Source organism: Nocardia amamiensis NBRC 102102 (assembly GCF_001612745.1).
Taxonomy (GTDB): Bacteria; Actinomycetota; Actinomycetes; order Mycobacteriales; family Mycobacteriaceae; genus Nocardia; species Nocardia amamiensis.
Genome location: NZ_BDBA01000024.1, coordinates 68,487 through 83,228, shown reverse-complemented (window position 1 = coordinate 83,228; position 14,742 = coordinate 68,487). Strand labels below are relative to the sequence as shown.

13 protein-coding genes are annotated in these 14,742 nt (G+C 69.7%); all 13 read right to left on the bottom strand.

Going from position 1 to position 14,742, the window contains the following annotated elements; translation table 11 throughout:
* Position 1 precedes the first annotated feature (1 nt).
* Genes NA4_RS06910 through NA4_RS06850 form a run of 13 tightly spaced genes read right to left on the bottom strand, consistent with a single transcriptional unit; the run spans position 2 to position 13,891 of the window.
* On the bottom strand, positions 2 to 2,587 hold the full coding sequence (locus NA4_RS06910; protein WP_067465702.1) for a baseplate J/gp47 family protein: 2,586 nt from the start codon (positions 2,585 to 2,587) through the stop codon (positions 2 to 4).
* Positions 2,584 to 2,961 carry a GPW/gp25 family protein gene (locus NA4_RS06905; protein WP_067465698.1) on the bottom strand — a complete coding sequence of 126 codons (378 nt, stop codon included), beginning with the start codon at positions 2,959 to 2,961 and terminating at the stop codon, positions 2,584 to 2,586. The genes NA4_RS06910 and NA4_RS06905 overlap by 4 nt, the downstream gene beginning before the upstream one ends.
* A gap of 1 nt (position 2,962) precedes the next feature.
* A complete protein-coding gene (locus NA4_RS06900) occupies positions 2,963 to 3,259 on the bottom strand; it encodes a hypothetical protein (protein ID WP_067465694.1) in 297 nt (98 codons plus the stop codon).
* Positions 3,260 to 3,269: 10 nt separating this feature from the next.
* Positions 3,270 to 3,800, bottom strand: a complete 531-nt coding sequence (locus NA4_RS06895) for a phage baseplate assembly protein V (RefSeq protein ID WP_084496867.1) — start codon at positions 3,798 to 3,800, stop codon at positions 3,270 to 3,272.
* Positions 3,797 to 4,960: a hypothetical protein gene (locus NA4_RS06890; protein ID WP_067465689.1), complete on the bottom strand. Its 1,164-nt coding sequence runs from the start codon at positions 4,958 to 4,960 to the stop codon at positions 3,797 to 3,799. The genes NA4_RS06895 and NA4_RS06890 overlap by 4 nt, the downstream gene beginning before the upstream one ends.
* On the bottom strand, positions 4,960 to 5,244 hold the full coding sequence (locus NA4_RS06885; RefSeq protein WP_218020665.1) for a hypothetical protein: 285 nt from the start codon (positions 5,242 to 5,244) through the stop codon (positions 4,960 to 4,962). The genes NA4_RS06890 and NA4_RS06885 overlap by 1 nt, the downstream gene beginning before the upstream one ends.
* Before the next feature lie 29 nt (positions 5,245 to 5,273).
* Positions 5,274 to 5,972 carry a hypothetical protein gene (locus NA4_RS06880; RefSeq protein ID WP_157128858.1) on the bottom strand — a complete coding sequence of 233 codons (699 nt, stop codon included), beginning with the start codon at positions 5,970 to 5,972 and terminating at the stop codon, positions 5,274 to 5,276.
* On the bottom strand, positions 5,965 to 7,866 hold the full coding sequence (locus NA4_RS06875) for an ATP-binding protein (protein ID WP_067465680.1): 1,902 nt from the start codon (positions 7,864 to 7,866) through the stop codon (positions 5,965 to 5,967). The genes NA4_RS06880 and NA4_RS06875 overlap by 8 nt, the downstream gene beginning before the upstream one ends.
* Position 7,867: 1 nt before the next feature.
* Positions 7,868 to 9,229, bottom strand: a complete 1,362-nt coding sequence (locus NA4_RS06870) for a Pvc16 family protein (protein ID WP_067465675.1) — start codon at positions 9,227 to 9,229, stop codon at positions 7,868 to 7,870.
* A gap of 4 nt (positions 9,230 to 9,233) precedes the next feature.
* The gene (locus tag NA4_RS06865; RefSeq protein WP_067465672.1) at positions 9,234 to 10,181 is read right to left on the bottom strand and encodes a hypothetical protein; all 948 of its coding nucleotides are present in this window, start codon (positions 10,179 to 10,181) and stop codon (positions 9,234 to 9,236) included.
* A complete protein-coding gene (locus NA4_RS06860) occupies positions 10,178 to 10,942 on the bottom strand; it encodes a hypothetical protein (RefSeq protein WP_157128857.1) in 765 nt (254 codons plus the stop codon). Before NA4_RS06860 ends, NA4_RS06865 begins: the two co-directional genes overlap by 4 nt.
* An 11-nt stretch (positions 10,943 to 10,953) precedes the next feature.
* Positions 10,954 to 11,454 carry a phage tail protein gene (locus NA4_RS06855; RefSeq protein ID WP_067465666.1) on the bottom strand — a complete coding sequence of 167 codons (501 nt, stop codon included), beginning with the start codon at positions 11,452 to 11,454 and terminating at the stop codon, positions 10,954 to 10,956.
* Positions 11,455 to 11,473: 19 nt separating this feature from the next.
* Positions 11,474 to 13,891 carry a phage tail sheath family protein gene (locus tag NA4_RS06850; protein WP_067465663.1) on the bottom strand — a complete coding sequence of 806 codons (2,418 nt, stop codon included), beginning with the start codon at positions 13,889 to 13,891 and terminating at the stop codon, positions 11,474 to 11,476.
* Positions 13,892 to 14,742: the final 851 nt, after the last annotated feature.

Genomic DNA, 14,742 nt, shown 5'->3' with positions numbered 1-14,742 from the left:
CTCACATCACCCCTGCCGCGTGCACTCGGAGCAGGCCGAGCGTCGAGTGGTTCGGGTCGTCCTGGAGCCGGATGATCTCGTCGGGGTCGGCCGCGATGGCTGCCTCGGTGAAGGGCCGCCAGTCCCCCACCCCGTGCACCCGGACATTGAGGGCGTCGACATGCGCGACGCCGGGCACGCCTTGGACGGCCGCCTCGACGGCGGAGCGGTGCAGCGGCTCGCCGAAGGTGAAGTTCGCCGGGGCGAAGAATCCCGGTGGCGCGAGCCGGTCGCGCACCCGTTCGAGGACGTCGCCGACGGCGAAGCCCGCCGCCACACACACCGACACCTCGAGGTCGATGTCGCGGTACGCCGGGTCGACGGACCGCGCATCCCTCGCGGCCAGCCTGATGCAGTCGATCTCGGCGGCCAGCTCACCGCGCTGCTCGTCGGACATGGCGACCGAGTCCTCGGGGTCGACCGCGACGAAATCGGTGGACCATGAGCCGGTCCAACGCGTGGTCGAGTGGGCACGGTCGACCCAGGGCAGCAGCTCGATGATAGTGCTGTAGTCCTCCGGGCGAACCGCCCGCCGCGGCCGGGCGCGGTAGTGCTGGGGCGCGTTGAGCCTGATCGACCCGGCCGTCTCCTCGATGCTCGCGTTGGCGAACGGCAGCGGGTTGGTGACTGCGGAGACGAAGCCGGACAGCTGAGGGTCCGGCTTCGGCCCGAACGGCCACGAGAGCGCGATCGTGAAGCTGGCGATGTTCCCGTCGAGGCCTGGGTCGGTGTAATAGCGCAGGCGCAGCAGGGTGCCGTCGGCCGGGGAGCTCCCGAGGTCGCCGAAGCCGAACTTCACGGTCCACCCGGCGTCGCTCGCGTAGTCGCGGAAGGCGAAGTCGGACGTGGGCAGCCGGTGGGTGTCGACGGTGCGCCACATGCCCGGCTCGACGACGAACCCGAGTGTGTCGAGATCGAGCTGGAGCAGGTCCGGGACCCACTGATACTCCACGCCGTCGCCGAACAGGCTGAGCACCTCAGCCGGGTCACTGGGCAGCGGGCTCGGGAACGCCGCCGGGGGAACGATCTCGTGCACGGTCACGCGCGGCCGGCCGACGCTGTCGAAGCGCAGTGACATCGGCTCGGTGGCGGCGAGACCCACGCGGGCGATAACCGTACGGTCGGTGCCGTCGAGGCCGGCGTACGGGCCTTCGCGCTCCACCAGACGGGGCAGCTGCAGGAGCTTCTCCTCGACCAGCGGCGGCAGGCCGGCGTGCACCGCCTCGATGTCGTCGTCGCCCCCGGCCCGGGCGTACTCGATGACCGGCTCACCGGCGGTCACCGAGGCGACGTTGAAAGCCACCGTGAGCCCGTCGATCGGTAGGTCGAAGGGCGTGGCCGCGACCTCCTCCCACGAAAGCCGGAGCACCTGGGTGGGCGCGCCGCCGACGAGGATGAGTGGGTCGACGAGCTGGGCGACCGAGGTGACGGTCACCGGCCAGGCGCGGCGGCCCTTCGAGGCGTCCGCGGGATCGGACACCAGCATCACCCGGCGGCCGCCCAGGAAGTCCGGCAGCGACAGGCCGGCGCCCGGGTTGCTCGGGTCCGGCGGCGTGCTGCTCGCGGGCGGCGTCCCGGTCGCGACCAGTATCGAGGTCAGACCGGCAGCCAGGCAGTCCTGCTCCGGGTCGGGGCTGTGGACGGGCAGCGAATTCCAGAACGGGTGCACCCACAGCGGCACGTCGATGCTGAAGGGCACAACCGCCAGGGAACGGCCGGCCGCATGCACGACCGCGTCGGCGGGCACGGTCCCCGCGGCCGACGCGGAGACCACGACCTCGCCACTGGCCGGGCAGCCGACGTCCGGCCGGTACTCGACCAGCCGGGCGTGGGAGAAGAGGCTCGCGCGCTGGGTCGCGCTGCCGAACCGGGTCTCGCCGTCGGAGCGGTCCTGGGCGTAGGAGAACTCGTCGCCGAGCGCGGCCATGATCTCCAGCATCATCACGCCGGAGTCGGCCACGATGGGCTCGCGCCAGTCCTGGTGGCGTTGGGCGGCGAAATCCAGCAGAGCCCGGCGCAGGCTACCGAAGTCGCGCGCCAGGTAATCGACAGGGAAGTCGACGCCCGGCTCATGCGGACACCCAGGGTGGTGCTCGCAGTCGAATCCGGTCTCGCAGGCCTGCTTGAAGTCGAAGACCACGCTCGAGGAGAACGGATCGAACTGCACCGGCCCGCCTCCCGAGGGCCGGTGGGTGAGGGTCAGGACATACGGTTCGAACCCGCCGGGCTCGGCGACCACGATCTCCAGGCAGATACGGGTAAGGCTGTCGAGGGTGACCTGTCGCCAGTCCTTCGTGGTCACCTCGATCGCCGCCGACCCGTGGCGAGCGGTGATCGACACATCGACGTCGGTGGCGCCGTTGCTGGGGTTGGCGAGGTCGGCCGGGGAGACCAGCGGGGGGGTGACGTCATCGGGCTCGATGACGAAGAGGATGCGGAGCCGGGTCTGGTCCACCGGGTCGACCACCTGCACGAAGTCGATGCCGGTCAGCACTCGCGGTACCTGCCGGCACAGGACGCCGAGCCTGCTCTCGCGCCCGGCGCTCACAGCGTCACGTCCTCGTCGAGCAGGCGCCGCTCGCCTCGCGCGATGTTGAGGTACTCGACGCTCACCCGCAAAGTCTCGGCCTCGGCGCGCACGGTCACCTGCTCCACCTTGATCAGGGTGCCGAGCCAGGTGACCAGGGCCTCGTAGACGAGCGTCCGGGTGAGGGCCGCCGAGGTGTCGTTGAGCGGGGCGAAGACCTGGCGCCGCAGGCCTGCCCCGAAGTCCGGCCGGCACACGCGCTCGCCCCGGGCCGTCAGGAGCACCTGGCGGATCAACTGCCGCACGTACACGTCGTCGTCGGGCTCCTCGGCGACGGTGCCGCCGGTGAGTGCCACGCCGAACGGGAAGCGCAGGTGCCGGACCGGAATCGCCATGTCAGCTCCCTCTCACCCTGGTGTCGCCGAGTACGACGGACATAGGAGCCGACGCGGGCCCCGGACCAACCGCCGTACCGGTCGAGTTCTGCAGCACCACCGGCACCTGGTTGACGAACACATGGTTGCCGGCGGTGGCCCACATCCCGGTGGCCATCGGCCCGCCGAACAAGACGACATCGAACTGGAGCCCCAGGTAGCCGCTCTGGCTCTTGACCCGGGTGTTGGCACTGACGAAGGCGACGGCCGGACCGCCGGCGTTGACACCGGAGGGGAGGGTGACGGTGGGCATGGCCATGACAGCTCCTTCACATCACCGTCAGGGCGCCGCTCATGGCGTCGAAGCCACTCGCGGAGAGCTTGGCGGACGCACCGTTGGCGCTCAGGCTGACCTCGGGGGCCTCCAGGGTGATGCCGTTGGAGTCGAGAGTGATCTTGGCTCCTCCGGAGGCCTCGATCTCGACCGTGCCTTGGTCGTTGTCCACGCGGATGCTGAACCCTGGGGTCTTCAGGAACATCACGCCCTCCTCGGCGTCGCCCGCCTGGATCTCTCCGTCCTTCCAGAAGCAGCCCGACCAGATCGGCTGGTTGATCTCCCCGGCCTCGAACTCCACCCACACCGAGGCGCCGGAGGGCGGCAGAGCGAAGAAACCTACGCTGTCGCCGGCGTACGGGGCGGCCGGCATGGCCCAGACCTCCTCCTGGCCGAGGACCGCTGGGCACTTCACCTTGAGCCGGGCGCGGCCGGTCGAGTCTTTGGTATCGGTGACCTCGCCGCGGTACTTGCCGAAGAATCGCTGGCTCAGCGCCTGGACGACGCGGTCGACGTCCTCGCTCACGGCACCACCCCCTGGGTCTCGCGTAGGCCGTTGGCACGGATCTTGAAGTCGACATAGGAGTCGGCGGCGTTGATGATGTGGGTCGCCTTCATGACCTGGTACGGGCCGGACAGCCGTTCGCCGGCGTACTGGACGTCGACGATTTGGTGCGGCTGCGGCGGGAAGCCGAGCTGTTCGAGAGTGGCCGAGCAGTCGACCTGCACGAACCAGGCGGCCTCGGTGAGCAGTGCCTCCTGAGCCAGGTAGTGCTCGTCGGGGTCGGTCACCGGGGGCGCCAGGGCGGTGCGCTCAACGCCGTCGACCGCGACGATGTCGGCGCGCTCCTCCCCCAATGTCGGGTCGGTCGGACTGGTGGTCTGCTCCGAGGTCTCGCCGTTGTCGACGGTCTGGGCGAACCCGCGGGCGGCGCCGGGCCGCTCGAAGTCCACGTGGGTGTCGAACCGGGCGACCGACGCACAGGCGTCCGGCGGCGGTTGGACGCGCAGTACCTTGCCGCCCGGCGCCCGCAGCACAGGGGGCGCGAGCGGCAGCGACAGACCGGGCGCCGAGGTCCGGGTCGGCGAACTGCGCACGTTGACGGTGGTGCTGACCGAGAAGGCATCGGGCCGGCCGGAGGTCTCGTAGCTGAGCCACAGCTCGAGGTTGTTCTTGCGGGCGATGTCCTCGAGAAAGGCGAGGTCGGTGCCGCGCTGGTTGAGGGCGTTCTGGCCGTCGGAGTACTCCTTGCGGGTCTCTTCGCAGTCGGCCTCGTACCCATATGCCTCGATGACGCGCTGGGCGGCCTCGGACGCCTTGCCGGTCCACGTCGCCTGGACGCCGATCCGGTCCATCTCCACGCGGCGGTCCTGCCCGTGGACCTCTACCCAGGAACCGGTGCCGCCGACCATCGACGAGGTGCGCAACCGGGTGATCGGGCCGTGGACCAGACACTCGTAGCCGTCGTCGGACGACACAAAGATGCCGAGCACCTGGTTTGCCTGGAGTTCGGGACGACCGGCTACGACGGGGTTCCCCTCGCACAGGTCGTCCTCGAACCGAACAGCGTAGATCGTGGGCTTGCTGAGCTCCTGTTCGACGCGGACCTCGACGATCCAGCGCATGACATCCTCTGCGAGCGGGGAGAGACCGTCGCCGGTGGTGAGGATCGCGCCGAAGCCCATCAGCCCTCCCGCACGGGGATGCGTACGCGCGACAGGTCGGCGATAGCGTCTGCGGTCATCGCGTCGTTGATCGCGGCGATCCGCCAGAAGCCCGTCGGGTCGTCGAGGTAGTGCCCCGCGATTCGGTCGAGCCGCTGCCCCTCGCGTCGGAGGTGCTCGCCGAGCAGACGCTGCGCGGGTATCCGTGCGGGCGTTACCCAGTTCACCGTCCGGCCGCGCTCGTCCACGGCTTCGAGCACATTCGAGTACTTCAGGTAGCGGCTCTTCTCGTCGAACACGGACACGTCCTTCTCTCCTTTCCCTCTGGACCCGGCTAGATCGGCAGCATCGACACGGTCGCGGCTGCCCCGCCCGCCGCGGCCACCAGCGCGAGCGCGTCCTCCTGGAGCTTCGTGAACCGATACGCCGCCACGGCGACGGTGATGGCGGTGCCCTTCTTGCACTTGAAGACATCGGGGGTGAGCACCTGCAGGGCGAGGGTCACCTTGGCCATGTGTGGGTACAGCGACGGCAGGAATTCGGTCACCTCGACAGAAAATGAGGTGATCCGGACCGGCACGATCGTCCCGGGGCCGAGCACGAACAGGGTGATCGGCACGGCCGGCCGGTCGGCCTGCCGGGCAGCTCCCCCGAGCAGGCCCGACGCCGCGGCGACCAGGTCGCCGACCACGCCCTCGGTGGGCTCGATCAGCTTGCGCAGGGCCGCGATCCGCGAAGCCACGCCGGTCGCCGCAGCCAGCGGGTTGCCCGCCGCCAGGTCGTCGGTGGCGTCCAGATCGAGTTCGAACCCATAGGTCTCGTGGGGGTCGAACGGCTGCACGAGCGGAGTCTGAGAGGCCTGGTTCTGAGGGTCGGTGGCGAACGGGTTCCACGGCTCGAAGCCACGTGTCACCTTCGCCGGGTTGTACTGGAAGGGGATGACGAGCGGCACGATGACGCCGAGATCCTCGGCGAGCTGCACCAGCGCTCCGTGCATAAGTGCCGGCGATCTCGGGTGACCGGTGTCAACCATGTGCAATCGCCTTCCGTGCGGGGACAGGAGTCTCGGGGACGGCGCTGATCAGCCGGCCCTCCTTCTGCAGCTCCAGTCGGGCTGCCTGCTCGACCTCCGCGCCGGTGATGCCGGTGTCGCCAGCCCGGTAGGCCGCCGTCAGCGCCGCGCCTTTGATCTGTGCGGGTGTGAGCTCGTGGGCTGCGGCGACCGCGGGCACGACCGCCTGCCGCATCGGCTCGGCCATGCCGAGGGCGGCCAGGGCGCGTTCCCACAGCTGCTCACGCTCGGCCTGCGTGGGCGGGCGGAACTCGACTATGAAGCGGAGCCGGCGGGTGAAGGCCGCATCGATGTTGGAGCGCCGGTTGCTCGAGAGCATCACCAGGCCGTCGTGGTTTTCCATCAGCTGCAGTAAGTGGCCGATGTCGGCATTGCTGTGGCGATCGTTGGCCGTCTCCACCTTCACCCGGGTGGTGAAGAAGCTGTCGGCCTCCTCGAACATCAACGCGCACTGGGCGTCCCGGGCAACCTCGAAGGCCAGCGACAGGTTCTTGGCCGTTTCTCCGATGAATTTGCTGGTGATCGCGGCCGAGTCGACGACGAGCAGGTCCAGGCCGAGCTCATGCGCGATCACCTTGGCCGACATCGACTTGCCGAGCCCGGGCGGTCCTGAGAACAGGGCGCTCAGTTGGGCAGTGTCTCCGAACAGGCGCCGGCGCTTCTCGTCGGCGAGCAGGGTGGCGCGGCTGCGGGCCTCAGCCTCGAACGCTTGCAGCATCGTCTTCGTCTGATCCGCCAGCACGAGGTCGTCCCAGGTGTACGACACCCGCTCGACCCTGCCGATCTGAGCGGTGCGGGCGCTGTTGCGCTGCCGCAGGAAGCGGCGCAGGTCCTCGGGGGTGGTGATCTGCTGTGCCGCGGCGTCGGCGAGGTCGCCGACCCTTGGCTGACCGACGACCACGTCCAGCTGGTCGGCCACCGCCGGCAGGTAGCTGCGGTAGAGCGCGCCGAGGGTGTCCTTCCCCAGCAGCGGCATCGGGATGTCGAGGTCCACGATGCCGTCCACCGGAGCGAGCGACTCGCCGGGCTCCAGCGTGACCGCCTGCAACATCGCCACCGGCAGGGCTGCAGGCCACGACGCGGGTGCGCCGCGCCAGACCAACACCAGATCGCCCAGCAGCGCGAGCCGCTGCAGCCGCAGGAACGTCGAGTAGCCCGCGCCGTGCGTCAGCGACTCCGGGTCGACGCAGATCGCCTGTCTGCCGAGGTGCTTGGCGATGGCGGCCGCCAGGCTGGCCCGGCCGGTGCCGCGCCGGCCGACGAGCACGAGCCGGACGGGCTTCTGCTCGGCGAGGATGCCCTCGATCCGTCGCGCGTGGTCGGCCACCCGCCACTCCGGGAGCGGCTCGACGTCCGGCGCTCGGCGTACCGGGATCGCGGAGGCCGAGAGCGTCCCGAAGTACCAGTCCACGACGGCCGGGTCGGCCCGGAACAGCGCAGGTTCGTCGGGTGCGAACTGGACGACCTCGACGAACCCCCAGGACAGCAGCGGCGACCCACTGCGGACTACCGGGCTCGGGCTGTGTCCGAGGAGGAGTCGCAGCGCGATCTCGCCCGGCAAATACCGCGACGGCATGCCCTGCACCTGGGCGACCTCCGCGGCGAGGGCGGGTTCGACGGCGACGGCGACGGCGAGGTCCAGTGCGTCGATCTCACCTTCGGTGAGGCCGAACAAGTCGCCGAGCCGCTGACGGAACGCGCCCTCCGGCCCGGCGAGCCTCGCCTCGACCGGGGCCAGTCGCTCAGCGTGTTCGCCGTCAGGATCGAGATGCGCGTCCAGCAGCAGGCGGAGCCGCTCGACCACGAGCTCGGCCGCCGAGACTGCGTCCGACTTGCGCTGCTCGGCCGGTGCCATCTCAGGCCACCTCCAACCAGAACGGCTGCGAGTCTGCACCGTTTACGCTGACCCGGACCGGGTAGGTGCGCCCGGGCACAGTTGGGTCAAAGAGTGGGACCGCTACGTAGGTGTGGTCGTCGCGCACCTGGAAGGAGCCGGCGTCGGCCGGTGTCCCGGTGAACGTCGCGACCCTGCGGTACACGTCTCCTCCCAGCGACAGCTGCGCGACGGCGCCGGCGGCCTGGGCGTCGTACGCTCCGTCGACGGCCACGACGATCTGGTCGGTGGCATCGACGGTCGCCGATACGACGGAGGGCACGACCGCGAACGGCTGCCGGTTGCTCTCGACGTCGACGGTGTCGGTCACCCCGCCCTCGCTGCGGGTCATCACCGCCCGGCGCACCGCGATGGTGTGGAAGCCGGGGAGGATGTCCACGGCCACCAGCCCGGTGGGCGTCGCGGCCTGGGCAACGGGCCGCACCGACAGGGTCACCTCGGAGTCGGTCACGACGATCCCCCAGCCCGGGTTGTCAGCGGGTAGGAGAACGGCCGCGTCCTCGGGCAGACCCAGACCGGACGTCGACTCCCCGCGGATCACCACGGCTGCATCCCGCCCGTCGCCCAGCGACTGTCCCAGCGCGGTCAGGCGGGTGTCCTCATCCACGGCGGCCTTCAGCGCAACGACCCCCGGTGATCGTTCCGGTGCGAGGGAGGCGCCGCCGAGGGTCGCGGGAAGCACGAACCTCCCCACCGACCTGGTCGTCCGCAGCGTCGGCCTGCCGCGGGGCAGCACGGACAACAGCACCTGACCGGTCACGCCCGGCGTCGTGCTCGGCGCTTCGGGTGGGAGCAAGAGGGTGCTGACCTCGTAGTACGCCGAGAGCCGGGCCGTGCGCACCTGGTCGGTCGACCAGAAGCTGACGGCTTCCTCGGGGGTGACGGGCCGCAGCACGATCTGTAGCCGCAGGTCGCCGATCGTCGGGAAGATCTGCACCGCGCCGACGGTGAGCTGGTGGTCGATCACGGGGTTGTCGTGGAGGGCTTTCATCCCCCACCCCATCAGCGTCTGCTGGCCCGAGACATCCTCGACGGTGTCGATCAGCGCGTGCGCGGTCAGAACGTAGAACAGCTTGACGGCCAGTGGCCGGGTTGCCACCGGGACCGGGCCGCTGGGGCCGCCGCGGACCAGGTCGTTGCCACCGTCCATGTCCTGCGCGACGTGGTACAGGTAGATGTTGAGGCGTGTGTCGCCGGCCTCCTCCGCCTTCTCGGGAGGGAGCTTCGAGACCGTGACGGTGGTCCCGCCGAGTTGGGCCGAGACCGTCTGCTCGATCAGTCGGGCGAGAGCGTCGGTGACCTCGTTCAGGTTCGGTGAGGGCACGGCGTCACCTCAGCCGGAGGCCATAGAGGGTCGTCGCGCGCGACGGCCGGTCGAGTGGCCCGATAAGCGATACGGATTCCGCCGTCGTCGGCTGGACGGATTCCGCGGTCGTCGGCTGGCTGGTCGTGCCCGCCGCCGTCGGTGCCGGGTCCTGCGCCTGCGCCGGGGTGCGAGGGCGACTGTCCACCATCGCCTCGCGGACCAGTCGGCGAACCGGCTCGGTGAGGTCGGCCTCGCGGTACTGGACAGGCAGCGGCAGCGGCGGCGCGGGCGGCGCAGGAACCGGGTGCAGCAGCTCAGGTACATCCGTCCGGCGGACCTCGGCGCCCAGCGGTTCCCGAGCAGACGTCATGCGGGGACGAGGGGGCGGCGCGTCTCGTCGGGGCGCCTCCAGCCCGACGGTCACGGTCGGCTCGCTCCGCAGCGAGACGGTGCGCGTCGGCACCGGCTCAGGGGCTGGCCGGGGCTGATCGATCGGGGCTAGTATCCCCTCCGGGCGCGTTATCTCGACCGGCGGCAGCGGTCGCGTCGTGGGCACGTCATCAGCCCTCGCGGTGGGGGGCTCGGGCGGCGGGAGCACGGGCTCGGGACCGGTGCGACGGTCGGTGACGGTGGCCTCGGCGGGTCGCGGTTGCGGCGGGGGTCGCAACCATTCCGCTGGCGGCAGGTCACGGTCGGCGGGCGTGGTGGGCGGTGGCGGCGCGGCCACGGGTGGCGCCAGCGCATCCGGCTCGCGGGCCATGCGGAGCTCGGCCGGCAGGTCGGGCCAGGCCTCCGACACCGCCTCGGCCTCTCCCGGCATGCCTATCAGGAACGATGCGGCGTAGGCGCTCGTGGCCAGCCGCTGGTCGACTGCTAGCAGCGGCGACGACGAACGCTGTACGGGACGGGCGTCGACCGCCACCGGGGCGGCCGCCGCGGTGTCGTACAGGCGCTGGAGATGGGCGCTCACCCGACGCTCCGCAGGCCGGTGGCGTTCCGCTCACTCAGGATCAGTGCGGCATAGGCGCGCCGGTCCGCCCGGGTCAGGCCCATGACTGTGTCGTGCCCCCAGCCGTAGCGCGACGCGATCAGGTGGATCTCGCGGATGAGCAGGGGCCGCTCGGCCGCCAGGCTCTCCAGCGTGTAGCGGACGACGTCGAACCGGAGGACCTGGGGCTGCTCGCAGTGGGCACACCGGGTCTCGAGGTCAAAGCTGAGCAGCGGCGCCACCTCGTCGAGGATCTCCTCGACCCGCTCGCGCGGCAGCGTCGGATCCGCCAGCGCGCGGGCCAGGCTGTCGGGATCTCGATGGGCGACGACGTCGCCGACCGTCGGCGGCCGGAGCCGGGTGCCGTGCTCCACGACTACGCGGCCGTCATCGTCGGCGACCAACCCGGTGGCGGCCGCCGCGGAGTCCTGTTGCCGTACCACCGCCGCCAGGTCGAAGCCGAACGCATAGTCCTCGTTGCAGGCCGAGCATCGCGCCTGGGAGGCGACCCGCCCGCCGAGCTCCCGTTCGAACAGCGCCGCGAACACCCGGTCCCGCCACACGCACAACAGCCCGTCCGCGTCCACCTCGGCGCCGGACGGCTCCCTCAGCACGCGGCCGAGCAGGCGCCGCACCACCTCTGGGTCGTCGGGGGCGACGAGAAGCTCGGCATGACCATCCAGCTCGCAGAGCAGGAGCTGTCGCTCACCGAGCGTCGGGAGCGAGAGCAGCAGTCGACGCATCCGGCCCTCCGTCACCTCTCGACCGGCTCGACCACGGCAGGGTCGCGGGCGAAGCCTTCGTTCTGCAAGACGATGCTCTCGAAGGCGATCGCGTTGGCGTTGGCGTCGAGCTCCGGCACCGCGGTGAACTCGCTGACCCAGCAGCGGAAGGCGTTCCATGCGCGCACCTTGACGCCTTGCAGGTTGTAGAGCTCGATGATGATGTCGCGGCGGAAGTTCTTCAGCGACACCCGGCCCGGCCCCTCCGGTGAGTAGGCGAGGTTCGCCCACTCCTCGAACGCCGGGTCATGGCTGATGCCGCGCTCGATGGTGATTGGCTCGAACGAGGTGAGCCCGGGCGACTTGCGTTTGGTCGAGAGGTCGCCGCCGTCGCGGTGCTCGACGAGCTCGATCGTCTGCTTGAGCCCGCTCACCTTGCTCGCGCCGGCCACCACGTCGTTGCCGAACACGACGAGGAACCGGAAGTTGCTGTAGGGGTCGATCCGGGTCGAGTTGACCGAGAACATGGCCATGGTCTGTCTCCTCCTGTCCTCATGCCTCGACTTGGCCGGCGAGCTGGGTCACGATCAAGTGCACAAACTCGGCCGGCTTGTTGGGGGCGAACCCGACCAGCACGTTGACGATGCCGAGGTTGATATCGTTCGGCGTGGTCGTGGTGCTGTCGCAGAGCACGTAGTACGCCTCGCTCTTGGTGGTGCTGGCGAACGCGCCCTGGAGCATCAGGCCGTTCATGAACGCGCCTGCGGCGAGGCGAATGCTGGCCCACAGGGGCTCGGCGTTGCTGCGGAAAACCGCGAAGCGCAGCCCCCGATAGAGGCTGTTCTCGATGAACAGCATGGTCCGGCGGACGTTGACGTACTTGTCGTCGACGTTGCCGGTGTCGTCCGCGCCGACCATGGTCCTGGCTCCCCAGGAGGTCACGCCGGACGGGAACACGCGGATCGCGTTGAGTGCCTTCGGGTTGATCCGCCCGTTCTCGGCGTCGCTCATCGGGACCTCGACCCCAAGTACACCCGTCAGCGTCGCCTCGATGCCAGCGGGCGCCTTCCAGGTGCCGAAGCGCGTGTCGGTTCGCGCGTAGAGACCTGCCATCGTGCCCGACGGGTCGACGGCCACCCCCCGCGGGGAGGTGGCGCCGGGCACCAACACGCGTGGCCAGTAGATCACCGAGTTGCGGGTGTCCACGCCGAGCTTGATGTTGCCAGCTCCGGCTTCGGCCTGGCCGATCGTCCGCCAGTCGGCCGGGTCGACGAACAGGATGGCGCGTTGCTGGGCACAGAAGTTGCTGGCCGCGCCCCAGATCGTCTGGCGGTCGGCGTCGGTCTGCTGCGGGGCCCTCGGGAGGACCATCATGTTGAAGATCTCGACGTTGCTCTCGATCACGGCGAACGCCGCCTGGTAGTCGGTCAGCAACGGCTTGGTGCCGTCGAGTCCGGCGACGTCGCCCGTCTGCTGCCCGCCCGGTGCGGCTGTGCCGAGGGTGTAGGCCGCCAGGTTGGCCGACGTCGTCCTGTCCAAGTAGCTCCCGGCAGCGCCCAGGTCGGCGGGCCCGGTCGCAACCTCGACGCCGAGGGAAGTAGCAGGAGCGAGGTTGACCGCCGGGCGCAGCACCAGCCGCACACCTTGGCGCTGGGCGGTCCAGCGGCCAGGCGTGGTGGCGCTCACCGCTGCCTCGATACCGTCCGCGATGGCGTCGAGGCCGGCCCGGACCGCCTCCATCGAGCCCAGTGCCGCCGGGAAGGGTGCCGCAATCGGCACATGGGCGACCGGGTCCGCGGCAACACCCGCGATCGCGATGGGCCCGGTGTACGGCGAGGACGACGACCCCGGGTCGGCGAGCGAGGTCAGCGTGGTGACCTGGTCTCGCGGAAATGCGGCGACCGCGAAGAGCCGGTTGAGCCACGCGGACGTGGGGCGGCCGTTGGTCGTGCCCAGCTGTGCGAAGACGCCGGATGGCGCCGGCCGCAGCCGTGAGTACGCGTCGAACTCCACGCCGCCGTTGGTGCTGCCGAGCATCAGCACCGACGTGAGGTCATTGGTCGCCGCCCGGCTGACGATCACCGCCCCCTCCTCGGACTGGATCTCCAGGACCGAGCCGAGCGCGCCCGGTCCGTTGGTGATGACCACCGTCAGCGAGCCAGCGGGCAGCGGATCCTGGCCCTGGTAGGCGTTGTAGATCGCCTCCTCGATCCTGGTGTGAGGGTTGGTGTCGTCGAGCCCTGTCAGGTTGACCACCGCCGTCACGGGCGGCCGCCCAGCGATGCTGACCGAGAGGCTCCTGTGGGTGGCGTCGATCACCGAACGCAAATCCGTCAGTGCAGTCGCGGTTGTGAGGAACAGCCCCGCGACGGAGACTCCCCCGGTGTTCCCGGGCGCCGGTGCCGCCGCGAGGTTCTCGACCCGGATCAGCGTGCTCGAAGTGGCGGCTATCGTCTCGACGTACCTCGGGTGGAGTGGGTCCATCGATACGTCGGCGAGTGTTTCGATGTCGGTCCGACCGAACGTGCCGTCGGCATTCAGGACACTTCGGTACGCCGTGAGGTTGAAGGTGAGCTCAGGCGTTGCCGTCTGGTAGTCCACCTCCACCCGGATCAGGTTTCCCGCTTTGCCCGCGTCGCGGGCGAGGATCCGCAGCACATCCGTCGTCCCGGTTTCGTCGCGCACCCGGATCTCGGACTGCCGTTCTCCGTCGGCGATGCGCATCACGTAACAGTCGGCGCCCCCATTGATGAAGAACTGCTTGACCTGGTCGGCCATCTCGCCGACCGAGGTCTCACCGAAGGTGCGGACGTAGCTCGACAGGTTCTGGATCCTGACGGGGGTGTCGAACGGGCCGATATCGGCCATCCCGACGAACAGGGCGATCGAGGTGGCTGCTGCCGGGACTGCCTGTGCGCCCGAAGGCCGCTCGGTGACGTAGACGCCGGGGTAGGTGAAGGTCGAAGGCACGATGGCTGCTCCTCTAGCACTGGTGGTCGGCGCCCAACTTGCGGAGCCGCCAATGAATGGATTAACCGGTCGGGCATCACGGCGGCGTCACCAGCCGCCTCGCGCCACTTCTCCACGGCGCGCAGCATGTCGAGCCTCCGATGCAGGCAGGAGTCGGTTGATCAGCGTTCGGTCGGTGTCGCCGATCGTGCACAGTGCGGCGGCTTGCTCCGCAGTTGTAGCGTGTTCGGCGAGCAGCATGTGCAGGCGTTGGAAATTGTTCGCGCCAGTCCTGGTCTCAGACGGCCCGGTCGACAACCTCGATACCGAAGCGGGCCGCACACCACAGACCTCACGAACGATCATCAACCCTGTCGCCCCGTAGACCCGACATTCGGCATGGGCGTGTCTGCGCCGCCACTTCGATCAGGGCAGCCTGGACTCTGTCTGGTTGACCGATATCGAGTGCCACGCAGACGTTCCTGAACCCTGCGGTGTGGAAGGACGCCGGTGCAGCAACAGGTTTGCGCCCCGGTGAATCGGCGTGGTCCCGGACCAACACCCGGCGCGCGATCCCCGGCGGACATTGGGGGTTCGCGACTAGCGGATAGGCGGACGTCCCGTGCCTCATTGTCCGTGAACGCCTCGATTGACCGCGTTCTATCCCGAACGCGCTGGTTGACGGGTTGATGATATCTCGGTGCCGGTCGCCGTTCTGAAGTTCGACACGCCCCGCCCAGGGCACCATGAAGTTGGGCGGATTGCCTAACAATCCGCAGGCATCGATCCCTCAGACGGGATAAGTACCCACGATGACCAGGCGTTTTTCAGTTGCCCATGTTTTGCGTGTCCTGCCGAGGGCACAAACCTGC

Excerpts from the sequence above, each read along its gene's own strand:
- NA4_RS06880 (WP_157128858.1), bottom strand. The coding sequence starts at position 5,972 with ATGGTTGACACCGGTCACCCGAGATCGCCGGCACTTATGCACGGAGCG.
- NA4_RS06855 (WP_067465666.1), bottom strand. The coding sequence starts at position 11,454 with ATGGCCATGTTCTCGGTCAACTCGACCCGGATCGACCCCTACAGCAAC.
- NA4_RS06875 (WP_067465680.1), bottom strand. The coding sequence starts at position 7,866 with ATGGCACCGGCCGAGCAGCGCAAGTCGGACGCAGTCTCGGCGGCCGAG.
- NA4_RS06900 (WP_067465694.1), bottom strand. The coding sequence starts at position 3,259 with ATGGCCATGCCCACCGTCACCCTCCCCTCCGGTGTCAACGCCGGCGGT.
- NA4_RS06905 (WP_067465698.1), bottom strand. The coding sequence starts at position 2,961 with ATGGCGATTCCGGTCCGGCACCTGCGCTTCCCGTTCGGCGTGGCACTC.
- NA4_RS06860 (WP_157128857.1), bottom strand. The coding sequence starts at position 10,942 with ATGCGTCGACTGCTGCTCTCGCTCCCGACGCTCGGTGAGCGACAGCTC.
- NA4_RS06890 (WP_067465689.1), bottom strand. The coding sequence starts at position 4,960 with ATGGGCTTCGGCGCGATCCTCACCACCGGCGACGGTCTCTCCCCGCTC.